Origin of the sequence: Anaeromyxobacter oryzae (assembly GCF_023169945.1) — a bacterium.
Lineage (GTDB): Bacteria > Myxococcota > Myxococcia > Myxococcales > Anaeromyxobacteraceae > Anaeromyxobacter > Anaeromyxobacter oryzae.
The window spans coordinates 4,352,598-4,374,787 of the sequence record NZ_AP025591.1; the positions used below are offsets into that span (position 1 = coordinate 4,352,598).

The following is a 22,190-nucleotide window of genomic DNA, read 5'->3' on the forward strand; positions in this document are numbered from 1 at the left end:
GACGTGCGCCCGAGCGGGTTGGTACGCGCGTCCGGCGTGCACAGGATGTCGTGGGGGTGACGACGGCACGGCGCCCGGGCGCCGGCGCGCGCCGGGCCGTCCGGAGAGGCGCGAGATGCCGACGTGGGGATGGGCGGGGTTCTGGGGGTTGTTCGCGGGGTCCGCGCTCGTGCTCGGCGCCGCCGCCGGCTACTTCGTCCCGATCCGTGAGCGGATCATCGCCTCCGTGATGGCGTTCGGCGGAGGCGTGCTCATCTCCGCGCTGTCGTTCGACCTCATGGACGACGCGTTCCACCGCGGCGGCTTCGGGGCGACGTCCGCGGGCTTCCTCTCGGGCGCCGCCGTCTACACGGTGCTCGGCGCCGCGCTCGCGAGGCGGGGCGCGAAGCACCGCAAGCGCTCCGGCCAGCAGCCGAGCGAGGGGGAGCGGCCGGGGAGCGGCCTCGCGATCGCGGTCGGCGCCCTGCTGGACGGCATCCCTGAGTCGATCGTGATCGGCGTCTCGATGATCGGCGGCGGCGCCGTGAGCTGGGTGGCGGTCATCGCGATCTTCGTCTCGAACGTGCCAGAGGGGCTCTCGAGCGCCGCGGGGATGCGCCACGCGGGCCGGTCGCTCGCCTACGTGGCGGCGGTCTGGACCGGGATCGCGGTCGCCTCCGGCCTCGCCGCGCTGATCGGCTACGTCGTGTTCGCGGCGCTCTCGCCAGCCATCGTCGCGGCGACGACCGCGGTCGCCGCGGGCGCGATGCTCGCGATGATCGCCGACACGATGATCCCGGAGGCATTCGCCGAGACGCACCAGGTGGCGGGGCTCGTGACCGTGGTCGGGTTCCTCGCCGCGTTCGTCCTGACGAAGCTCGGGGGGTGAGCGCCGGACCGGCCCACCACCTCCGCGGGACGGGCCCGCGTCGCGACGATGTCGGCCGACGATCGGCTTCGAAGCGCGCCACGCCGCCCGAAAGAGAACCGACAATCGAGCCGCCCGTCATCCCGGTGGGCGCGGAGAGGTCGCCACCTCCGAGGCGATCTCGCGAGGAGAGTTCGAGCGAGCTAGAAAGCTCACCGAGGAAGTCATCCGGGCGACGCTGCAGGGTGGCCACTGCTACGCGACGAGCGGCTCTGACCAGATCAGCGCGGTGTGGGACGCATCCGGACCCCGGTCTGAGCCAAGAGGAAAGATACCGTCCCGGCATTCGCGCGGCCTCGTAGCTACTCTGTCCGCTCGAACGAATGCGCTACCACGCACTCGCGACCGACTACGACGGGACGCTCGCCGCCAGCGGCCGTGTCAGCGACCGCGCTGTCGCAGCGCTCGAGAAGCTGCGGTCGTCTGGCCGGCGCGCCGTGCTGGTGACAGGTCGGCAGCTCGGGGACCTATCTAGCGTCTTTTCTCGCGTCGATGTCTTCGACTGCGTGGTGGCGGAGAACGGTGGGGTGCTGTACTGGCCCGCGTCGCGCGAGACGTCCTTGCAGGCGGCGCCTGCGCCCGCGCCGTTCGCGGATGCCTTGCGCGCCCGGGGGATCACGCACGACCTCGGGCAGGTCATCGTCAGCTCGTGGCACCCTCACGAGACCGCGATCCTGCAAGTGATCCGCGAGCTCGGCCTCGAGCTGCAGATCGTGTTCAACGGCGACGCGGTGATGGTGCTTCCGCCGGGCGTCAACAAGGCGGCCGGGCTGGAGACGGCCCTCCGGAGGCTGGGCCTCTCGCGTCACGAGGTGGTCGCGATCGGAAACGACGCGAACGATCACGGGATGCTCCAGCTCGCAGAGTGCGGCGTGGCGGTGGCGAGCGCGGTCGCGTCACTCAGGGCGCGGGCTGCGTTCACGACGGACGGGGGCGCCGGCGAGGGCGTGGTCGAGCTGATCGAGGAGCTCGTCCGTGACGACCTCCGCGCGCGGAGCACGGCCGTGGCGCACGACTCGCTGCTGCTCGGACGCAGCCCCGGCGGTGACGAGGTCACGATCCCGGCGTACGGGGACAACATCCTCGTCGCCGGGACGTCCGGGGCAGGCAAGTCGACGTTCGCGACGGGATTCCTGGAGCGGCTGATCGAGAAGGGGTACCAGGTGTGCATCATCGACCCGGAAGGCGACTACTCGACGCTCGAGGACATCGTGACCCTCGGCAGTCGCGTTCGGGCGCCGCACATCGCCGAGATCCTCGACGTGCTCTCGGAGCCGGCCACCAACCTCGTCGTGAACCTCCTGGGAATCGCGCTCGCGGATCGGCCGGCCTTCTTCGCGGAGCTCGTGCCTCGACTCCAGTCCATGCGCGCCCGCACCGGGCGCCCGCACTGGATCGTCATCGACGAGGCGCATCACCTCTGGCCCGCGTCGTGGGGGCTCGTGCCCTCGACGGTGCCGCAAGGACTCGGAGAGACCGTCCTCGTCACGCTGCACCCCGCGGAGCTCGCGCGACCCCTAGTCGCGATGATCGACATCGCGGTCGCGGTCGGTCCCCGCGCCGCGGAGACGCTCGCGGCCGTCGCCGCCGGGCGCGAGAGGAGCGCTCCGCCGATGCCGGCCACGCGCCTCCGTCGCGGCGAGGTCGTCGCGTGGTTTCTCGGCCGAGAGGAGGACCCGGTGCTCCTCGAGACCGTTCCGGCACGTTCCGCGCGGCTGCGGCACCTGCGCAAGTACGCGGAAGGGAACCTCGGACCGCACGCGTTCGTCTTCCGCGGTCCCGACGGCCGCCTCCGGCTGCGGGCACAGAATCTCATCGCGTTCACGGAGATCGGCGACGGGGTCGACGACGAGACGTGGCTGTACCACCTGCACGGCGGCCACTACTCGCGCTGGATCCGGCACGTCGTGAAGGATCAGGACCTCGCGAGCGAGATCGCAGGCATGGAGCAAGCCGGGGACCTGTCCGCTGCGGAGAGCCGCCGGCTCGTCCGGGACGCGATCGAGCGCCGGTACACGCTCCCCGGTTGACGGGAGACCACGCGCGCGAACCCGACCTGTCGCTCGCCTTTCGTGGATGCCGAAGCACACGGAATGCGCGATCGACCGCTCGACCAGCTCGCGCGGGATGCCGGCGCTGTCCCACACCTCAGTCGAGAGCGCGTGCACGAGCTCGACGTCGAGGCGCGCTCCCGGGGCGACGGCGAGCACCCGATTCCCTTGCGTGTCCGTCGATGATGCGTCGTGCCAGCAACGGCGCACGCGGACGACGACCTCGCTTGATGCTCACCGTCTCGGGCCCCGAGCGCCTCGACGGTTGCGCCGCGGCGTGGACGCGGTTAATTGAATTCCAGCCGTGTTCGCCCACCGATTCAGCTCGACGACGCAGCGTCGCCTCCCCGGGGTCTCCCGGGCGCTCGCGCGCGTCCGCGATACGGCTTGTCTCGGCGACCGCGCCTCGAGCCCGGCCTAGCCGCTCGGGGCGCCCGCGACGACGGCAGGGACCGTCTCCTCCCGGCTGCCGCCGCGCGACCCAGGTCCGCTTCCATTCATCGAACCCACGCGTTCCCGCGGGCGCCAGCCCCGCGCGGCCTTCACGCCCGTTTGCGGGCAGGAGGTGCTCCATGCTGCATCGTCACGAACTCCCTATCGCGGCGCCGGTCGGCTCCGACACCGGATCGCGCGACCTGGCTCCCCGGATCCTCGACGCCACCGCGCGCGAGCTCGTCGTTTCCGCGTGGGCGCTCGGAGTCCGCGCGAGCGAGCTCCGGCGTCCGCCGACGCTCTCCGCCCGCGAGCTCGAGCTCCTCGACTTCACGGGAATGCACGCGCAGCGTATCGCGCGCGTCCTTTCGGGCGTCTTCGACTTCCTGTACCTCGACGGCGGGCGCGAGCTCCCCGTCGATCCTCGGCCGTGCGAGCTGGGCGCCGTCTGCGAGAGCGCGATCGAGGAGCTGCGCGAGATCGGGTTCCGCGGACGGATCACATACGAGAGCGATGGGGACGGCCATGGGGAGTGGGATCCGGGGAGGCTCTCCCAGGCGATCTCGTACCTGGTCGAGCTGGCCGCGAGGCACGCATCGCCGGCGGACTCGGTCTCGCTCCGCTGGAGGGGAGACGCCGAGAGCGTCGTGCTACGCGTGGAGGCGGGGCGCCGAGGCGTGCCCGCCGAGATCGCCCCGGACTTTGGCGACGCGATCGCGGACGTGGACGAGAGCGGTCTCGAGGCGCTGCTCGCCCGGCGTATCGCGCTCGCCCACGGCGGCGCGCTCGCGCGGTTCACCGGCGGCGGGGGAATCTCGTTCGTCCTGGAGCTGCCGCGCTGCGCGCCGGAGCACCCTGAGCACGCCGTGGAATCCTAGAGGAGGACGGCCATGTCCGAGCGCATCTACATCGTCGAGTCCGAGCTCGAGCGCCTGCGCGAGCTCGTCGAGCAGCACTCGCGCGGCCGCGACGGCGCCGCCGCCCAGCGGCTGGCGGTCGAGCTGGACCGGGCCATCGTCGCGGACGCCGCGACGCTGCCCAGGGACGTCGTGACGATCGACTCCCGGGTGGCGTTCGAGGACGCGAGGAGCGGCGGCACGCGGGAGGTGGTGGTCGTCTATCCCTCCGCCGCGGACGCGTCCGCTCGCCGGATCTCCGTGCTCGCGCCCATCGGCGCCGCGCTCATCGGGCAACGGCAGGGTGACGCGATCGACTGGCCGCTCCCCGACGGCCGGATCGCCGAGATCCGCATCGTCTCCGTCGCGCAGCCCGCGCGGAGCGGGGCCGGGACGGCGGCATGACCTCTCGGTTGCGAGGGACGCGACCGAAGCGGGACAGTTTGCGCGACCGCGCGTCGCGAGGAGGCAGGAGATGTTCGTGGACATCGGGCTGGAACATCGGAGCATCGACCGCGACCGCCGGGTCGCGAACCGCGCGGCGATCGCCGCGCTGGCCGCGATCGGGCTCGGGATGGCGGGCGTCGTCGCGAGCGCGGCGGGGTTTCGCGCGAGCGACAGCGCGGTCGTACACGCGCTCGTGACCGCGCCGTTCCCGCTGGCGGTCGTGGCCGCCGCGGTGGCTTACCGTGCGCGGCGCGAGCTCGCGGCGCTGCGGCGGGCGCGGGCGCAGGGCGAGCGGCGAGCGGACGAGGATCCGTCGCGCGATCCGCTGGCCGCGCGCGTGTCTCCGGCGGACCTCCTCGCCATCGAGCGCCTGCTGCGCATCTTCTACGCGGCGCCCTCGGGTCCGCCGGGCGAGCAGCGGTGGGACGAGCTCGAAGCGCTGTTCGCGCGCGGCGCCCTCCTCGACTGTGGGGGAGCCGGCGAGGGCGACGCGGTGCCCGCGGGCGAGTTCGTCGCCGCGGGGAGACGGAGCGCGCGCGACCTGCGGGTCACGGAGCTCGAGAGGACCGTCCACGTCGTCGACGACGTCGCGGTCGCGATGAGCACGTACGAGGCCGTCCACGCGTCGCGGGCGTCGCGCGGGGTGAACTGCCTCCGGATGCGGAGGGTCGAGGGCGGGTGGCGGATCGAGCACGTGCTCTGCCGCGCAGAGGACGCGTTCGTGACGATCCGGCGGGCGCTCGCGCGCCCTGCCGACCGACACCCACCCCGGCGGCCCTGACGCGGCCTGCGCCGCCCGCGTGAGAGGGCGCGCACGGCGAACGCCCGGCGGAGGACCGAGACGAAGCAGCGGTGCGTTGCGCTCCAGCAACCCACCGCGCCACCGAAGCGCTGACCACGGAGCACTCGACGCGCGGAGCGCGCCGGGTGCCTCCTTCACCCGGAGAGGAGGAAGCACATGTCCCGTCATGCCGTGAAGCACGACCAGCGCCTCATCGTCGACGAGGTCGGCTCCTGGCGCACCGATCGCCTGCTGGTCACCGAGCAGGACGCGGCGAGGCTCCGGGCTGCGCTCGCGCGCGGCCTACTGGAGTCGCTCGGGGGCGACTCGCCGCGAGACGGCGCGCTCGAGCTGCTCGCCACGGCGCTTCGCAGCGCGATCGTGGTTCCGCCCGACCGCATCCCCGGCGACGTCGTGACCATGCGATCGCGGCTGGTGCTGAGGGACACCGAGAGCGGCGAGCGCCGCGAGGTCGTCCTCGTCTACCCCGGGGAAGAGCGCGCGGGCGCGGGTCGCGTCTCCGTGCTCTCTCCCGTCGGCGTCGCGCTGCTGGGGCTGTCCGAGGGCGCGGTGCTTGGGTGGCCGCTGCGCGACGACCGTATGGCCGTCCTCGAGGTCGAGGCGGTGCAGTACCAGCCGGAGGCGGCCGAGGAGTTTCACCTGTGAGGTGGGGGGTCACGGGAGCGCGGTGAGTGGTTCGGGACGGTAAAACTTGAAGGGGCCGGTGGGTCCGCGTTGGACAACGGGAGGGAGGGGGGGCCCGAATCTCGGGGGGTGGGGGGGCACGGGATTCACGCTGGGGGGCGTCGACTACGTGCACGCGAGCTGGGGCTGCTGCAACTGCGGCGTGCAGACGGACCAGATCTACGCGGTCGAGAACGGGAAGCTGCGCCTCGTGCTCAGCACGACCGACCTGGCGGCGGCGCCCGTCGCCCCTACGCCAGGGGCGCGTGCTCGATGTCCGCCGCGGCCGCTGCGCCGAACCGGCGCCGCCGCCGGACGACGATGGTCACCGCGGCGATGCCGCCGACCAGCGCCCCGAGGTAGGAGCCCGCGTGGATGCCCCAGACGACGAGAAACCGGCTCGCGGCGCCCGCCCCGACCACGGCGATCGCCGCGCTTCGAAGCCCGAGGTCGATCCCCCGGAACATCGCCGCGCCGACCGCCGCCCCCAAGACCGCGAACAGGAGGGGCAGCGCCGCGAGCTTCACGAGCATCGCGTAGCCGATCTGCGGACGCCGCGGCGAGGGGTTGTTCGCGACGAGCAACGTCGTGCCGATGACCAGGCCGACCCAGTACGACGCCTTCACCGCGAGGATCGCGACCGCAGCCCGGAAAGGCCGGGGATCGTTCGCGAGGCCCTTCGCGGTGAGGAAGTACTCGGGAGAGATCGTGGCGGTGACCTGGTCGTGCAGGAGCGCGAACGCGACCGACGCGACCGTCGCGAAGAGCAGGAATCCGTACTCCCGGAGCCGCTGGCTCTCGCGTCCTCGGCGGAAGACCTCCCACAAGGCCAACGCACCGAAGAACGCCAGCCCGAACGCGATCCGGTACGGGAGCGTGCGGTCGTAGGACTCAAGCATCGCCAGCCGGGGTCCGCGCTCGAAACTCCGCTGCCTCCCGCAGGAATCGCCGGATCGCTGCGTGATGATCGCCGCCCGCGTCGGCGAGGAACTTCTCCTCCCACGGGCCGGAGGAGAGGCCATGGTGGATTCGCAGCCAATCCAAGAAGCCTTGCCACCCGGGGTTGCTCGCGCCGCAGAAGAAGAGGTGGGCCCAGAGGCCATCCACGAACGCGCCGAAGCGCCTGACATCCCACTCCCCGAAGAAGACGCTCAGGGGGCGGCCCTCGTCGTCGAGGCGGCGCATGAATTCGAGCGCGTCGAGGGTCGAAACGAAGGTGCCCTTCCATTCCGGCGGTGCCTGGATCTGGCTCATGCACGCTCCCGTGAAGCCGACGCCGGCCGGAAGAGGCGCCGGCTCAGTCCCTCGGGTCGCGAAGCGCACCCCGGGACGCACCCGCCCCCCGAAAAGAGAACCGCCCGTCCCCGGAAAGCCACCGGATGACGGGCGGTTCGATTGTCGGGGCGACTGGATTTGAACCAGCGACCACTTGCACCCCAAGCAAGTGCGCTACCAGGCTGCGCTACGCCCCGGGAACTGCGGGGACGCGATAGGTAGCACCGCGAAACCCTTGGGTCAACCGGGAACGCCGGCCTCCCTTGCGGGCGGTCGGCGGGGGTGGGGCGCCATCCCCGCGACCGCCGCGGACCGGTCACTTGATGAGCGGCGCCACCTTCTTGAACTCGGGCGTCGCGGCCTGGTGGAGCAGGTCGAAGATCGCCGTCTCCGCCGTCGTGATGATCGCGCCGGCCTCGCGGCACAGCTCGAGCCCGGTCCTCCGGTGCTCCTCGGTCCGGCTCGACACCGCGTCGGCGCAGACGTGCACCTCGTAGCCCATCGCCACGAGGTCGCGCGCCGTCTGGAAGACGCAGACGTGCGTCTCCATCCCGGCGATCACGACCTGGCGCCGGCCGGTCGTCTCGAGGGCGGCGGCGAAGGCGGGATCGGCGCCACAGGAGAAGTGCACCTTCTCGAGCGGGGCGGCGGTGAGCGCGTCGCGGAGCTCGGGCACCGTGTGGCCGAGCCCCTTCGGGTACTGCTCCGTCGCGAGCACCGGCAGGCCGAGCTCCTTGCCCGCGCCGATGAGCGCCTTCCCGTACTTCAGGACGCGCGCGAGCGCCTCGGGCGGCATGGTCGGCGTGAGCCGGTCCTGCACGTCCACGATCAGGATCGCCGCCCGGCTCCGGTCCAGCTTCACCTTCGGTGTCATCGTCGCCTCCGCTCCGTGAGCCCGCCGCCGCGGCGCGGTGGCGGGCGAGATCTCTAGACCGCGTATCCCGCCGCGCCCGCCGCCGCGGCCGCCTCGGGGTCGATCGCCACGTCCACGCAGTATACGGTCCCGGACGCGAAGGCGCGCTCGAGCGCCGGCACGAGGTCCGCGGGATCCTCGACGTGCTCGCCCTTCCCGCCGAGCGCCTCGACCACCCGGTCGTACCGCGTCGGGGCGAGCCGCGTCGCCACCGCGTGGTCCTCCCCGTACAGCCCGCGCTGCGGGATGAGGATCTGGCCCCACGCCGCGTCGTTGCCGACCACGACGACCATCGGGAGCCCGAACCGGACGGCGGTGTCGTAGTCCATCCCGTTCAGGCCGAACGCGCCGTCGCCCTGGACGACGCAGACCGGCCGCGCCGGATCGAGGAGCTTCGCGGCGATCGCGAACGGCGCGCCCACCCCCAGGCAGCCGAGCGGCCCGGGATCGAGCCAGCGGCCGGGCTTCTCGACGCGCAGGACCTTCGCCGCCACGGCGACGACGTTCCCGCCGTCGCCGACGTACGTGACGTCGCCGGCGCGCGAGGCGACGGTGTCGAGCGCCTTCGCGAGCCGGAAGTGGTGGATGGGGCGCTGATCGCTCTCCTCGAAGACCCGCTGGCGCGCCGCGCGCTCCGCCTCCTTCTCGCGGAGGAACGCCCGCCACGCGAGGGCACCGGACGACAGCCGCGCCGCGGGCTCGAGCGCGGCGAGCACGCTCCGTGCGTCGCCCACGATCCCGACGTCGATCGGCCGGTTCCGGCCGATCTCGGCGGCGTCCACGTCCACCTGGACGACCTTCGCACCGGGCGCGAACGTCGGCTCCGTCCCGTAGCCCACCCGGAAGTCGAGCGGCGTCCCCACCACGAGCACCACGTCGGCCTGGGCGAGCGCCTCCTTGCGCGACCCCTGGAAGAAGGACGGGTGATCCGGCGGGAGGCAGCCCCGGCCCATGCCGTTCAGGTAGACCGGGATCCCGGTGCGCGAGGCGAGCCGCTCGAGCGGCGCGACCGCGTCGTCCCACCAGATCGACGACCCGCCGAGCAGCACCGGCCGCTCCGCGTGGGCGAGGAGCGCGAGGGCCTCCTCGAGCTTCGCGGGGTCGCCCGGCGACCGCGCGTCGGTGCGGTACCGGACCTGCGCCTCCGCGAGTGCCTCGTCCGCCCCGTTCGAGAGGACGTCCCAGGGCAGCTCGAGGAACACGGGGCCGGGCCGCCCGGCTCGCGCGACGCGGAACGCCTTCGCGAGGAAGCTCGGGACGAGCTCGGGGGAGGGGACGCGCTCGGACCACTTCGTGATGCCGGCGAAGAGCTGCGTCTGCGGCATCTCCTGCAGCGAGCCGCGCCCCAGGTTGAAGGCCGGGGCCGCGCCGCCGAGGAGCACGAGCGGGACGCTCGCCGCCCAGGCGTTCGCGACGCCGGTCACCGCGTCGGTGACGCCCGGCCCGGCGGTCACGATCGCGACGCCGGCGCCGCGCGTGAGGCGCGCCCAGGCGTCCGCCGCGTGCGCCGCCGCCTGCTCGTGGCGCGTGTCGACGACGCGGATCCCCTCGTCGACGCACCCGGCGTAGATCGGCGCGACGTGCAGGCCGGGGAGGGTGAAGACGGTGCCGACGCCCTCCTTCCGCAGCATGCGCGCGACGAGTCGCCCCCCCGTGAACGTCTCCATGTGCCCTCCGGCGCGCGCCGCCCGCGTCCTCGCGGCGCCTCGCCGGATCCTTAAACGACGACGCCCCGCGCGCCTCGTGGGCACGCGGGGCGTCCGGGCAGGCGCGCGGTGGGCGCGCTACTTGCGGAACCGCGAGAGGTTCGCGGGCAGCTCGGCGAGGGGCGGGAACGTCTTGTCCGCGTGGATCTTCGCGAGCTTCGCGTAGTTCTGCTCCTCGGTCTCCGGCCGCGCCGGATCCGGCACGCAGCAGTCCACCGGGCACACCGCGGCGCACGCCTCCGCGTCGTGGAACCCCACGCACTCGGTGCAGAGGTTGGGGTCGATGACGTAGATGTCCTCACCCTGCGTGATCGCGCTGTTCGGGCACTCCGGCTCGCAGGCGCCGCAGTTGATGCACTCCTCGGTGATGAAGGTGGCCATCGGAGATCTCCTCTCGTCCGCCGCGTGGGCGAACCGGACATGGAAGGGCGGGCCGCTGTTCCTGCCCGGCGCCCGCGGAGCTTAAAACGGAAAACGCCCCGCCGGCTCGAAGCCAGGCGGGGCGCTCTGGCGGCGGCCTCGGGGCCGCCGTTCCTTCCAACACCGCACCGCGGCAACGTGTTCCGGGGCCGTCAGGCTCCGGGCGCGCGGCGCGGGTCGGGCTACACTAAGCCACGCAGCAGTCGACCGGGCAGACGCCGGCGCAGGCGGGCGAGTCGTGCTGGCCCTTGCACTCCGTGCACTTGCCGGCGTCGATGACGTAGATGTCGTCACCCTGGCTGATCGCCTGGTTCGGGCACTCCGGCTCGCAGGCGCCGCAGTTGATGCACTCCTCGGTAATCTTCAGGGCCATGTTCCGTTGTCCTCTCGTTTCGGTCGAGCCGCGTGGGCTTCGCTCGGGTGACGCGACTTATCCGATCTCCTGCCCCGGGGAGTCAAGGTTCCAACGCCAAAAATCTTCACGAAATTCGGACCGTTCTCGTCGACGATCCCCGGCGGGGATGCGCGCTCAACGGGACCGATCCGGTCCGCGTTCGGGCGCCGCGGCGTCGACGTCGGCGCGGTGCTCCGCCACCTCCTCGGCGATCCGGCGCATGACGGTCAGTGCTCCAGCGGCGAGCAGGGCCGCCCCGACGAGGAGGACGCCGATCAGCCGGTCGCGCCGCGCCGCGGCGAGGCCGAGCGCCGCCGCCCGCCGCTTCTCGAAGACGAGCCTCTGCCGCTCCGCGTGCTCGCCCTGCAGCGTCTCGACGAAGGACCGTCCCGCGGCCTGGCTCTCCGCCGCGAGCGCCGTGAGCGCGCGCTCCTCCTCCCGGACCCGGCGCGAGGCGTGGGCGGCGAGACCCGCGCCGACGAGGGCGAGCGGGAGGCAGAGCAGGGCGATCCGGGTGCGGGACATGTCGGCTTGACTGCTCTGCGCGAGCGGTCAGGATACCTGCCGCCGGGGAGCCCCGGCAACGGACCAACGGATGGCCAAGCCCTACGACCCGAAGGACTTCTACTTCCGCAAGGCAAAGAAGGCCGGCCTGCGCGCCCGCTCCGCGTTCAAGATCGAGGAGATCCTGCAGCGGCACCGGCTGCTCGCCCGCGGCGACGCCGTGCTCGACCTGGGCGCCGCGCCCGGCGGCTTCCTCCAGATCCTCGCGGAGGCCGTCGGCGAGAAGGGCGTCGCGGTCGGCGTCGACCTCGAGCCGATCCGGAACCTCGGCAAGCCCTGGGTCCGCACGGCCGTCGTCGACCTGCTCGCCCCGGACGCGCTCGAGAGGATCCGCGCGCTGCATCCCGGCCGCTTCCGGTTCGTGACGAGCGACATGGCGCCGAAGACCATCGGCATCAAGGTGACCGACGAGGCGCGCTCGCTCGAGCTCGTGCGGATGGCGCTCGCGGTGGCCGAGCAGACGCTGGCGCCCGGCGGCGCGTTCGTCGCGAAGGTCTTCATGGGCGGCGACTTCCCGGTGCTCCGCCGGGAGCTGCGGGCGCGGTTCGAGAGCTTCCACATCGTGCGGCCGGAGGCGACGCGCGAGAGCTCGTACGAGGTCTACGTGCTGGGGAAGGGGTTCCGCGGGACGAGCACCACCGCGAGCGCATCCCCGACCCCGACGCCGACCCCGACCCCGGCGCCCGTGCCCGTGCCCGAGGCCCGCGTCCCGGGGGTCGTGGGCCCCGGACCGACTCCCCCGACCCCGACCACCGCGACCGCGACGGTCGCCGGCGGGCCCCCCTCACCCCGGCCCTCTCCCCCCGGAGAGGCGGGGGGAGAGGGAGGTCCGTGGGTGAGCGCGCCCGCGAAGAAGGTGGGGCGGGAGGCCGGCGCGAAGGCGGCGCCGACCGCGATGAAGGCCAGCGGGAAGTCGAGCGCGAAGGCGACGGCGAAGAGGGCACCGGGGAAGACGCCGACCGCGAAGTCGAAGGCGACGGCGAAGAAGGCACCGGCGAAGTCGAAGGCGACCGCGAAGACGCCGAGTGCCGCTGCGAGGTCGAAGGCGACCTCGAACCCGAAGGCGACCGCGAAGAAGGCCACCCCTCGGCGCCCCTCCGCGACCCATCACGCCCGGCCCCGTGCGGCGCCTCCCTCGCGCCGGCGCCGCTAGGCGTCCAGCCGCAGGAAGCGGCTCCCAGCGGCGGAAGATCCGTTAATCTATGCCGCCCATGCGCACGCTTCTCGAAGAGCTCACGCCCCGCGGCCTCATCCACGACTCGACGCCGGGCCTGCCGGACCGCCTCGCGAACGGCCCGCTCACCGGCTACGTCGGGTTCGATCCCACCGCGGACTCGCTCCACGTCGGGCACCTGCTGGCCGTGATGGCGCTCGCCTGGCTGCAGCGCACGGGCGGGACCCCGATCATCGTGGTGGGCGGCGGGACCGGCATGGTCGGCGACCCGAGCGGGAAGCGGACCGAGCGCCCGGTCCTCTCGGTCGAGGAGATCGACCGGAACGTCGCCGCGATCCGCGGCCAGCTCGAGCGGTTCGTCTCCTTCGAGGGCGCGAACGCGGCCCGCGTGCGGAACAACGCCGACTGGCTCCGGCCCCTCGGCCTGATGGAGTTCCTCCGCGACGTCGGCAAGCACTTCACCGTGAACTACATGCTCGCGAAGGACTCGGTGAAGGGCCGCATGGAGGCCGGGATCTCGTTCACCGAGTTCTCGTACATGCTCATCCAGTCGTACGACTTCTGGCACCTCTTCAAGGCGGACCGCTGCGAGCTGCAGATGGGCGGCAGCGATCAGTGGGGCAACATCACCGCCGGCACCGAGCTCATCGGCCGCAAGGAGGGCGCGAGCGTCCACGGCCTCACGTTCCCGCTGCTCACCACCGCCGCCGGCACGAAGTTCGGCAAGACCGAGGGCGGCGCGGTGTGGCTCGACCCGGCCCGGACCTCGCCGTACAAGTTCTTCCAGTTCTGGCTCAACACCGACGACCGCGACGTCGAGCGGCTCCTCAAGTTCTTCACGTTCCTCCCGGTCGAGGAGATCGCGGCGCTCCTGGCGGAGCAGGCGCGGGATCCGGGGAAGCGCCCGGCGCAGCGGCGCCTCGCCGAGGACGTGACGGCGCGCGTCCACGGCGCCGACACGGTGCGGAGCGTCGTCGAGGCGAGCCGGCTCCTCTTCGGCGGCACCGACCTCCGCGGGGCCGGCGCCGACGTGCTCCGCGTCCTCTCGCAGGAGCTGCCGGTCGTGCACCTCGCGCGCGCCGAGCTCGAGGGCCTCGGGGTCCTCGACGCGCTCGTGCGGGTCGGGCTCGCCACCTCGAAGGGCGACGCGCGCCGCGGGATCCAGGGGAAGGGCTTCCTCGTGAACGGCGAGACCGTCGCCGCGCCCGAGCGGACGCTCGGGGCCGCCGACCTGCTCCACGGCGAGTTCGTGATGCTGCAGAAGGGGAAGCGGAACCACGCCCTGCTCGTGGTCTCCTGATCCCTACTCCTCGAGCCGCTCCTGCACCCGCGCGATCGACCGGGCCCGCCCGGTCGCGTCGTCGATCTCGACGATCGCGCCCTGGAGCCACACGTCGCGCTTCGCGGGCTCGAACCCCACCGGTCGCTGCGTGAGGAAGCGCTCGAGCACGAGCTCCTTGCGGACGCCGATCACCGAGTCCCACGGCCCGCACATCCCGACGTCCGTGACGAACGCGGTGCCGCCGGGGAGGACCCGCGCGTCGGCGGTCTGCACGTGCGTGTGCGTCCCGAGCACCGCCGAGACGCGGCCGTCGAGGAACCAGCCCATCGCGTTCTTCTCGCTCGTCGCCTCGCAGTGCATGTCGACGAGGATCGCGGTCACGCCCTCGGCTCGGAGCGCAGCGATCTCCGCCTCGGCGGCGCGGAACGGGTCGTCGAGCGCCTTCATGAAGACGCGGCCCTCGAGGTTCACCACGCCGAGCCGGCGGCCGTCTGGCGTCGAGGCGATGCCGCGGCCGCGCCCGGGCGCGCCCGGGTAGTTCGCCGGCCTGAGCAGCCGCGAGCCCGGCTTCTCGAGGTACGGCACGATCTCCCGCTTCGACCAGATGTGGTTGCCGCTCGTGAGGAGGTCGACCTCCGCGGCGAGCAGCTCCTCGGCGGCGTCGGGCGTCACGCCCGCGCCGGCGGCGGAGTTCTCCGCGTTCGCGATCACGAGGTCGAGCCCCTCGCGCGCGATGAGGCGGGGCACGAGCCGCTGCACGGCCTGCCGGCCGGGCTTCCCGAACACGTCGCCGACGAAGAGGATCTTCACCGGGCGCCCCGGGCGAAGGTGAGCGCGCGCGACTCCGTGACCAGGGCGTCGAGCGGCGCGTCGTGGGGCTCGCGGGGCAGCGACGGGACGACCTGGACGTCGAACGCCACGCCGACGCGCGCGGAGCCCGGCATCGCCCACAGCGTCGCGTCGTAGTAGCCGCCGCCACGCCCGAGCCGCAGGCCGTCGAGCGAGAACGCCACACCGGGCATCACCACGCAGTCGACCTCCGCGAGCGCCACCTCGGGCGCTCCGGCGGGCGGCTCGCGGGCGCCGAGCGGTCCGCGCACCAGCTCCGCGGGATCGCAGCGGCAGAAGACGAGACGCCGCTCGCCCACGACCGAGCGCGGGTAGACGACGCGGCCGCCGCGCGCGCCGATGCGGCGGGCGAGCTCGGTGGAGTCGACCTCGGTGCCGAGCGGCGCGTAGAGCGCGACCGTGCGGGCGTCGCGAACGGCGGCGATGCGATCGACCCGCTCGGCGATGGCGTGGGACTTCTCGCTGCGCTCCTCCTGCGAGAGGCGCGCGCGGACGGCGATGAGCTCGGATCGGAGGGCGCGCTTCGCGTCGCCCGACCTGGTCTCGACTCCCGTCAAAAAAAAAGCCCCCCGCGTGAGCCGTGTGGCCCGGTTGTTTGGACCTGTATTTCTACAGGTGGGGCACCCGGTACACCAGCGTCCGTAGGCTTCTCCCTCGCTGCATGGGAGCTTGCTCATGGACGTGGGCGGGCGCTCCGCTTTGGCACAAAGTCGGCCCAAACGACGCGGGGACCCAATCACGAACCCGGCAGGGGGCAGCTCGATGGCTGGAAAAGAGCTTTAACTCCCCGATTTCACGGGGGGTTTTGACCAAGTTGATCCTAGGACTCCACGCCAGCCCTGTCAAGCGAGGTGTCGAGCCTTCGCGGGTAGAATGCCCCCCGCATGCGCTCGCCGCGGGAGGCCGCCGGGCGCCGGGAACCGACCTCTGTGAACGGTAGCGATCTCTCCGGATATTCGATCGAGGCGCTCGTGGGGACGGGCGGCATGGCGGAGGTGTACCGAGCCGTCGCCGTCGCCGGTCCGGAGGCGGGCCGGACCGTCGCGGTGAAGCGGCTCAGGCCGGAGCTGGCGCGGGACGCCTCGTACGTCGCGCTCTTCGCCCAGGAGGCGGAGATCACGCGGCGCCTCCGCCACCCCGGCATCGTCGAGGTGCTCGAGACCGGCGTCGCCGCAGGGACGCCCTTCATCGTGATGGAGTACGTCGACGGGCGAAACCTGAAGCAGATCCTCGCCCAGTGCGCCGCCCGCGGGATCCTCCTGCCCGTCGACTTCGCCGCCTACGTCGCGCACGTCGTCGCCGACGCGCTGGCGCACGCGCACGCCGGGCGCGACGAGGCGGGTGCGCCGCTCGGGATCGTCCACTGCGACGTGTCCCCGTCGAACGTCTTCATCTCCAGGCTCGGCGAGATCAAGCTCGGCGACTTCGGCGTGGCGCGCGCGGCCGGCGCCGCCGCGGCGAGCCCGGGTGGCGCGGTCGGGAAGATCCACTACCTCGCGCCGGAGCTGATCCGCGGCGCGCGGCCGACGCCCGCCAGCGACATCTTCGCGCTCGGCGCCGTCTTCTTCGAGCTGCTCACGAACGCGCCCGCCTTCCCCGGCGCGGACGTGAACGCGGTCGGCCAGCGGATCCTCGCGGGCACGCTCCGCGCGCCCTCCGAGGTCCGCTCCGAGGTGCCCTTCGAGCTCGATTCGATGGTGCTCCGCTGCATCGCCGCCGATCCCGCCTGGCGCTTTCCCACCGCGGAGGCGTTCGCGCGCGAGCTCGCGACCCTGTACGACCCCGCCGTCGGGACGCCGCTCGCCATCGCGGCGGTGGTGCGGGGCCTGTTCGGCGCGAGGTAGGCGCCGCTACCCGATCGCCGCCCGCACCCGCGCCACCAGCGGCGGCACGATCCGGAGCGCGGCCGCGACGTCATCCGCGGTGCTGCTCCAGCCGAGGCTGAGGCGCAGCGTCGAGCGGGCCTCGGCCTCGGAGAGGCCGAGCGCGAGCAGCACGCCGGAGGGCTTCGTCGAGCCGGAGTGGCAGGCCGAGCCGGCGCTCGCGCAGACCCCCTCGAGATCCATCGCCATGAGGAGCGCCTCGGCGTCGCACCCGTCGAGCGTGACCGAGAGCGTGCCGGGGAGCCGTGGCGCGCCGGCGCCGTTCACCCGCGTCCGGGGCACGGCCGCGAGGAGGCCGGTCTCCAGGCGATCCCTGAGCGCCGCGATCCGCGGCTCGTCCGCGGGCCGGGCCCGGACCGCCGCGTCGATCGCCGCCGCGAGCCCGGCGATGCCGGGGAGGTTCTCCGTGCCGGCGCGGCGACCGCGCTCCTGCTCGCCGCCGAAGAGCGGCGCGAGCGGGAACCCGTTCGCGACCCAGAGCGCGCCGGCGCCGCGGGGACCGCCGAACTTCTGGCCGGTGACGATCACCAGCTCCGCCCCCAGGGTGCGGACGTCCACGGCGATCTTCCCGACCGCCTGCACGGCGTCGCAGAGCAGGGGCACGCCCCTCTCCCGGGCGGCCCGGGCGAGCTCGGGGACCGGGAGGATCACGCCGGTCTCGTTGTTCGCGCGCATGGCGCAGGCCAGGGCGACGTCGGGACCGAGCGCGGCGGCGAAGGCGTCCGGATCCACGAGGCCGCGCCGGTCGACCGGGACCACCGTGAGCGGCGTCCCGGTCCGCTCGAGCATGCGGGCGAGCGAGAGGACGCACGGGTGCTCGACGGCGGTGACGACGAGCCGGGTCCGCCCGGGCGGCGAGCGACCCAGGGTGCCGCGGATCGCGAGGGCGGCTGCCTCGGTCGCGCCGGAGGTGAAGACGATCTCGCCCGGCGCGCCGCCGAGCGCGGCGGCGACCTGGGCGCGGGCGAGGTCGAGCAGATCGCGCGCGGCGCGGCCGGCCTGGTGCACCGAGCTCGGGTTGCCGAACACGTCGAGCGCCGCACGGACGGCGGCGATCGCCTCCGGCCGCATGGGCGTGATCGCGTTGTGATCGAGGTACACCAAGGCGTGAGCCCCGCTCGCCTGAACCTATCGAAGCGCGACCCGCCGCGCCCGTCCGTCGCTCGACAGGCTCACGGAACGGGCCCCTTCAGACGACCTTCTTGCCCTTCCGGCCCTTCAGGCCGAACGCGTCGAGGAAGTCCTTGACGACGTCCTCCTTGAGCCGCTTCGTCGCGACGGGACCGAGCTCCTTCACCGGGAGCCGCGCGCCGGCCATCGTGCCGTGGCCGCCGGCGGAGCCCCCGCGCGCCTCGATGACGTCGCGGATGAGCCGGCCGGCGTTCATCCGCCGATCGCCCGTCCGGATCGAGAAGTAGAGGTTGTCCTCGTACTCGCCGAACGCGAGCGACCAGCGCATGCCCTCGAGGGACATGAACCGTTCGGCGACCTCGGCGACCATGTCCGGCGCGTAGATGTCGGCGAGATCGCAGACCACCGCGTCGCCGTACACCTGCGCCCGCTCGATCGCCGTGTGGTAGAGGCGGAAGTAGTCGAGCGGGAGCTTCGGGTGCTCGATCTCCCCGAGGGCGTCCTTGTCCGTCATCGGGAAGAGCCACAGGTACGCGTCGACGTCCTGCCGCGTGGTCTGCCGCCCGAGGTCCCGCGTGTCCGCCTTGATCCCGTAGAAGAGCGCGGTCGCCACCGGCGACGGCACCTTGAGCCCGCTCGCGCGGAAGTACTCCGCGACGACGGTGGACGTGGCGCCGATGGGGCCGCCGACGTCGGCGATGGGCGCGAGGTGCGAGTCCGGGCGCTCGGGGTGGTGATCGATCACCACGTCGGGGAAGTGGCGCGCCGGGAGAGAGTGGTTCCCCTGCTCCGGCTGGGTGTCGACCATGCAGATGAGGTCGTACTCGTCGAAGACGACGCGGGCGACCGGCACCACCGGCAGCTTCAGGACCTTGATGAGCGCGCGGTTCTCGGCGCGGCCGACGATCCCGCCGTACGCGACGATGGCCTCGACGCCGGCGAGCTTCTCGAGGAGGTGCGCGAGCGCGACCCCCGCCGCGATGGAGTCGGGATCGGGGTTGTCGTGGGTGAGGATGAGGGCCTTCTTGTGCGCCCTCGCGTACTGCACGAGGCGATCGAGCTTCCCGCGGGTGGCCTCGGTGGACCGCGGGTAGAGGGCCATCCGGGCCGCCCGGACGAGCGGGCGCGACCGCGCCTTGGGCGGTTCCTCGGAGGCGTGACGCATGGGCAGGCTGGACTTCATCGCCGGACGAGGCCGCGGAGGACCTCGATGTTCTCCTTCCACCTGGACTCCGTCTCGACGAACCCCGGCGTCTCCGCGAACCGGTCGTCGTTCACGAGCAGGCGGAACGGAGCGAGCCCGAGGGCGCCCTCGCCGATGTGCTCGTGGCGGTCCACCCGGCACCCGATCGGCTTCTTCGAGTCGTTCAGGTGGAACGCCCGGACGTTCGAGAGCCCGACGACCCGATCCAGCTCGCCGATGGTCTTCTCGTATCCGTCCTCGGTCGTGATGTCGTACCCCGCCGCGTGGATGTGGCAGGTGTCCACGCAGACCGCGGTGCGCCGGCGCTTCCCTGCCGGCACCAGGTCCCGGATCGCCGCGACCTGCTCGAAGCGCCAGCCCAGGCTCGTGCCCTGGCCGGCCGTCGTCTCCACGAGCAGCTTGGCCTTGCCGGGCACACGATCGAGCGCCCGCTCCATCGCCTCCGCCACCAGCTTCGTCCCCTCGGCCACGTCGTCGTGGCTCCCTGGGTGGAAGATGAGGGCGGGGATGCCGAGACGCTCGCAGCGGCCGAGCTCGTCCGCGAGCGCCTCCCAGCTCTTCTTGCGGATCACCCGGTCCGGGGCGGCGCAGTTGATGAGGTAGGACGAGTGCGCCGCGACCGGCTTCCCGGTCCGCCGGGCCTCACCGCGGAACCGCGTCACCTCGTCGTCCTCGAGGGGCTTCGCCGCCCAGCCGCGCGCGTTGCGCGTGAAGATCTGCAGGCAGTCGGCGCCGTCGGCCTCGGCGCGGCTGAACGCCGTCGAGACCCCACCGGCGATCCCTTCGTGCGCACCGAGGAGCATAGGGGGGCGTAGCTATACAATAGCCGGGCCCCGCCCCGCCACGCTCGGTCATCGCCTGACCCGCACTGGACGCGAGCCCTGCGATTTCAATAGCTTGACTGCGCCAGAGGGGCCGCGGAACCCCCGCCATCGCCTGGTCTGCGATGCCAGGGATCCAGCCACGCCCGTGCGCGCGAACCAGGCGAGGCCCCTCTTACGGGGGGCATCCCTGATCATCACGGAAACGAGAAACGCGCCGCCCCCGGAGGGAGCGGCGCGCCTCGGTGAGCGTTCGCCCGGCTAGCGCGCGGCCTTGCGGCGGCGCACCGGCGCGTCGGCGAAGAGCTTCTCGGCCTGCGCGAGGGCGTTGTCGAGCGCCTCCATCGTGAGGTCGCGGAGGGTCGCCTCCGGGACGCGGAGGGACTCGTAGTACCGCTGCCGATCCGTCGCGTGGATGATGACCGGGAGCCGGTAGCCCGCGTGGAAGAGGACGAGGTTCGCGAGGAGCCGCGCCACGCGCCCGGAGTTCTCCGTGAAGGGGAACACCTGCATGAAGCCGTGGTGCAGCTTCGCGGCCTGCTGGATCGGGTGCGCGGTCTTGAAGTCGGCGGTCTCGCACGCGTCGAGCAGCTTCTGGAGGAGCGGCTGGATCTTGGGCGGCTGCGCGATGTCGTGGAAGTACGCGCGGTGGAGCGGCATGTCCTTGCGGAACTCCGCGACGCTCCGGCCGTCGATCCCTTGCCCGAGCACCTCGTACAGGCGCTTCACGAGCGTGAGGTTCAGCTTCGGCTTCTTCGCGAGCGCCTCCTCGCGAACGAGGTCGAGCGCGGTCTTGTGGTTCCGGATCTCCTGGAGGGCGCTCACGAACGTGGCGTCGGCGAGCGGCGCGCCATCGAGCGCCGTCGCGAGCTCCTGGCCGGAGTAGACGACGCCCTCGAGCGCGTTCTCGTGGTACAGCCACGACAGCTCGTACTTCGACAGGAAGTCCTGCTCGAGCTCCGGATCCGTCCGGAGCCGGTCCGCGAGGTCTTCCATGCGATCGTCGATGTCGACGTATCGAGTCCGCATCCCTGACACTCCTCGATGCCCTGCGGTCGCGAGGGCGACCTCGCCCTGGACCGCTCCAAACCCCCGGACATCTCAGCTGATTTTCAAAAACGAACCCCGGAAAGGCGCGGGGAATCTAGCTGAATCGTCCGCGACAGGTCAACGAATTTGCCCTTCCGGGAGAATGGAACGAGGGAGCGGTCGGCTTTGTTCCGGGCGGCCGGCGGGCGAGCGCCCGGGCGCCTGTGGGACAGGCGGCGAAGGCGTCGATGTGGGTGTCACGGCGCTACCGCCCGCCGGGGGCCGGTCGAGGCGACCATCGCATCCGTTCGTGGCTCGACAGCTCACCACCAACGGTCCTCACGACGGGCGGTCTCGAACGCGCGGTCTCGACGGATCGTCAGTACGGCGTGAGCCACTCGCGGTACCGGGGCTCCTCGCCCCGCACCGCCTTGAAGTAGGTGTCCTGGATCCGCTTCGTGATCGGCCCGGGCTCGCCCTTGCCGATCCGGCGGTTGTCGACCTCGCGGACCGGGGTCACCTCCGCGGCCGTCCCGGTCATGAAGAGCTCGTCCGCGAGGTACATCGAGTCGCGGGTGAACTTCTCCTCCTTCACCGGGACACCGAGGTCCTTCGCGATCCGGAGCACCGAGTCGCGCGTGATGCCCGCGAGGACGGGGGCGGAGAGCGGCGGCGTCTGGAGCACGCCGTTCTTCACGATGAAGATGTTCTCGCCCGAGCCCTCGGCGACGTAGCCCTCGGTGTCGAGGAGGATCGCCTCCTCGTAGCCGGCCATCGCCGCCTCGCGCGTCGCGAGGAACGAGTTCACGTACTGCCCCGACACCTTCGCCCGGACCATGTTCACGTTCACGTGCATGCGCGTGAACGACGACACCTTCGCGCGGATGCCCTTCTTCAGCCCCTCCTCGGAGAGGTAGGCGCCCCACGGCCACGCCGCGACCATCACCTGGACCGGGTTCGTCGCGCCGGCGCCGACGCCCATCGCCCCCGCGCCGAAGAACGCGAGCGGCCGGAGGTACCCGGCGTCGAGCTTGTTCGCCTTCAGGACCTCGACGCAGGCCTGCTCGAGGCGCTCGGGCGGCACCGGGATCTCCATCAGCACGATGTGCGCGGAGTCGTACAGTCGCTGGACGTGTTCCTTCAGCCGGAACACCGCCGAGCGCCCGTCCGCCGTCTTGTAGGCGCGGATGCCCTCGAACACGCCGACGCCGTAGTGCAGCGCGTGCGTGAGGACGTGCACCTTCGCGTCGTCGAACGCGACCAGCTTCCCATCGATCCAGATCTTGTCGGCCTTGATCATCTCGCGAGCCCGAGCGTATGAGGGGAGCTCCGAACATGCCTCAGGCG

Annotated in this window: 22 protein-coding genes, 1 tRNA gene, 1 other RNA gene and 1 pseudogene; 9 read left to right on the forward strand and 16 right to left on the reverse strand. The window is 72.5% G+C overall.

Annotated elements, in window-relative coordinates; genetic code table 11:
* The first annotated feature begins 115 nt into the window (after positions 1-115).
* The 6 genes from AMOR_RS19045 (at position 116) to rnk (AMOR_RS19070) (ending at position 6,180) form a co-directional block, all read left to right on the forward strand.
* A complete protein-coding gene (locus AMOR_RS19045) occupies positions 116-868 on the forward strand; it encodes a ZIP family metal transporter (protein ID WP_248353276.1) in 753 nt (250 codons plus the stop codon).
* A 362-nt stretch (positions 869-1,230) separates the two neighbouring features.
* Complete coding sequence (locus AMOR_RS19050) at positions 1,231-2,937, forward strand: HAD hydrolase family protein (RefSeq protein WP_248353278.1); 1,707 nt, start codon at positions 1,231-1,233, stop codon at positions 2,935-2,937.
* 593 nt (positions 2,938-3,530) lie between these two features.
* Positions 3,531-4,268, forward strand: a complete 738-nt coding sequence (locus AMOR_RS19055) for a sensor histidine kinase (protein WP_248353280.1) — start codon at positions 3,531-3,533, stop codon at positions 4,266-4,268.
* Between the two features lie 12 nt (positions 4,269-4,280).
* Positions 4,281-4,691: a nucleoside diphosphate kinase regulator gene (gene rnk, locus AMOR_RS19060; protein WP_248353282.1), complete on the forward strand. Its 411-nt coding sequence runs from the start codon at positions 4,281-4,283 to the stop codon at positions 4,689-4,691.
* Between the two features lie 70 nt (positions 4,692-4,761).
* Positions 4,762-5,514, forward strand: a complete 753-nt coding sequence (locus tag AMOR_RS19065; RefSeq protein ID WP_248353284.1) for a hypothetical protein — start codon at positions 4,762-4,764, stop codon at positions 5,512-5,514.
* 177 nt (positions 5,515-5,691) lie between these two features.
* Entirely contained in the window at positions 5,692-6,180 is a 489-nt protein-coding gene (gene rnk / locus AMOR_RS19070; RefSeq protein WP_248353286.1) for a nucleoside diphosphate kinase regulator, read from the forward strand.
* Between the two features lie 269 nt (positions 6,181-6,449).
* Here rnk (AMOR_RS19070) and AMOR_RS19075 read toward each other — a convergent pair whose 3' ends face one another.
* From AMOR_RS19075 to AMOR_RS19110, 8 genes are all read right to left on the reverse strand, one after another.
* On the reverse strand, positions 6,450-7,097 hold the full coding sequence (locus AMOR_RS19075) for a hypothetical protein (RefSeq protein ID WP_248353288.1): 648 nt from the start codon (positions 7,095-7,097) through the stop codon (positions 6,450-6,452).
* On the reverse strand, positions 7,090-7,452 hold the full coding sequence (locus AMOR_RS19080; protein ID WP_248353289.1) for a hypothetical protein: 363 nt from the start codon (positions 7,450-7,452) through the stop codon (positions 7,090-7,092). The genes AMOR_RS19075 and AMOR_RS19080 overlap by 8 nt, the downstream gene beginning before the upstream one ends.
* Positions 7,453-7,596: 144 nt before the next feature.
* Positions 7,597-7,670, reverse strand: a tRNA-Pro gene (locus tag AMOR_RS19085).
* Positions 7,671-7,789: 119 nt separating this feature from the next.
* Complete coding sequence (locus AMOR_RS19090) at positions 7,790-8,347, reverse strand: hydrolase (RefSeq protein ID WP_248353290.1); 558 nt, start codon at positions 8,345-8,347, stop codon at positions 7,790-7,792.
* A gap of 53 nt (positions 8,348-8,400) precedes the next feature.
* Complete coding sequence (locus tag AMOR_RS19095; RefSeq protein ID WP_248353291.1) at positions 8,401-10,053, reverse strand: thiamine pyrophosphate-binding protein; 1,653 nt, start codon at positions 10,051-10,053, stop codon at positions 8,401-8,403.
* Positions 10,054-10,170: 117 nt separating this feature from the next.
* The gene (locus AMOR_RS19100) at positions 10,171-10,473 is read right to left on the reverse strand and encodes a YfhL family 4Fe-4S dicluster ferredoxin (protein ID WP_248353292.1); all 303 of its coding nucleotides are present in this window, start codon (positions 10,471-10,473) and stop codon (positions 10,171-10,173) included.
* Positions 10,474-10,699: 226 nt separating this feature from the next.
* Positions 10,700-10,885: a YfhL family 4Fe-4S dicluster ferredoxin gene (locus AMOR_RS19105; protein ID WP_248353293.1), complete on the reverse strand. Its 186-nt coding sequence runs from the start codon at positions 10,883-10,885 to the stop codon at positions 10,700-10,702.
* Positions 10,886-11,041: 156 nt separating this feature from the next.
* Positions 11,042-11,431 (reverse strand): hypothetical protein, encoded by a 390-nt coding sequence (locus AMOR_RS19110; RefSeq protein WP_248353294.1) that lies wholly within the window; start codon positions 11,429-11,431, stop codon positions 11,042-11,044.
* 70 nt (positions 11,432-11,501) lie between these two features.
* Here AMOR_RS19110 and AMOR_RS29745 point away from each other — a divergent pair.
* Both AMOR_RS29745 and tyrS read left to right on the forward strand, forming a co-directional pair.
* Positions 11,502-12,083 (forward strand): annotated as a pseudogene (locus AMOR_RS29745) (SAM-dependent methyltransferase); the annotation flags it as partial.
* A 598-nt stretch (positions 12,084-12,681) separates the two neighbouring features.
* Entirely contained in the window at positions 12,682-13,944 is a 1,263-nt protein-coding gene (gene tyrS, locus AMOR_RS19120; RefSeq protein ID WP_248353297.1) for a tyrosine--tRNA ligase, read from the forward strand.
* A gap of 3 nt (positions 13,945-13,947) precedes the next feature.
* Here tyrS and AMOR_RS19125 read toward each other — a convergent pair whose 3' ends face one another.
* The 3 genes from AMOR_RS19125 to ssrS form a co-directional block, all read right to left on the reverse strand.
* Positions 13,948-14,736 carry a TIGR00282 family metallophosphoesterase gene (locus AMOR_RS19125; RefSeq protein WP_248353299.1) on the reverse strand — a complete coding sequence of 263 codons (789 nt, stop codon included), beginning with the start codon at positions 14,734-14,736 and terminating at the stop codon, positions 13,948-13,950.
* Positions 14,733-15,332, reverse strand: a complete 600-nt coding sequence (locus AMOR_RS19130; protein WP_248353302.1) for a 5-formyltetrahydrofolate cyclo-ligase — start codon at positions 15,330-15,332, stop codon at positions 14,733-14,735. The genes AMOR_RS19125 and AMOR_RS19130 overlap by 4 nt, the downstream gene beginning before the upstream one ends.
* Before the next feature lie 5 nt (positions 15,333-15,337).
* Positions 15,338-15,532, reverse strand: a non-coding RNA gene (ssrS, locus tag AMOR_RS19135) — 6S RNA.
* A 127-nt stretch (positions 15,533-15,659) separates the two neighbouring features.
* Between ssrS and AMOR_RS19140 the strand changes: the two genes are divergently transcribed.
* Positions 15,660-16,619 (forward strand): serine/threonine-protein kinase, encoded by a 960-nt coding sequence (locus tag AMOR_RS19140; protein WP_248353305.1) that lies wholly within the window; start codon positions 15,660-15,662, stop codon positions 16,617-16,619.
* 6 nt (positions 16,620-16,625) lie between these two features.
* Here the strand turns inward: AMOR_RS19140 and AMOR_RS19145 are convergent, their stop codons facing one another.
* From AMOR_RS19145 to AMOR_RS19165, 5 genes are all read right to left on the reverse strand, one after another.
* Entirely contained in the window at positions 16,626-17,759 is a 1,134-nt protein-coding gene (locus tag AMOR_RS19145) for a cysteine desulfurase family protein (protein WP_248362557.1), read from the reverse strand.
* Positions 17,760-17,847: 88 nt separating this feature from the next.
* Positions 17,848-18,972, reverse strand: a complete 1,125-nt coding sequence (locus AMOR_RS19150; protein ID WP_248353307.1) for a DHH family phosphoesterase — start codon at positions 18,970-18,972, stop codon at positions 17,848-17,850.
* Positions 18,969-19,796 (reverse strand): deoxyribonuclease IV, encoded by an 828-nt coding sequence (locus AMOR_RS19155; RefSeq protein ID WP_248353309.1) that lies wholly within the window; start codon positions 19,794-19,796, stop codon positions 18,969-18,971. Before AMOR_RS19155 ends, AMOR_RS19150 begins: the two co-directional genes overlap by 4 nt.
* Before the next feature lie 279 nt (positions 19,797-20,075).
* Complete coding sequence (locus tag AMOR_RS19160) at positions 20,076-20,843, reverse strand: Fic family protein (RefSeq protein ID WP_248353311.1); 768 nt, start codon at positions 20,841-20,843, stop codon at positions 20,076-20,078.
* A 379-nt stretch (positions 20,844-21,222) separates the two neighbouring features.
* Positions 21,223-22,143: a branched-chain amino acid transaminase gene (locus AMOR_RS19165; protein WP_248353313.1), complete on the reverse strand. Its 921-nt coding sequence runs from the start codon at positions 22,141-22,143 to the stop codon at positions 21,223-21,225.
* Between the last annotated feature and the right edge of the window lie 47 nt (positions 22,144-22,190).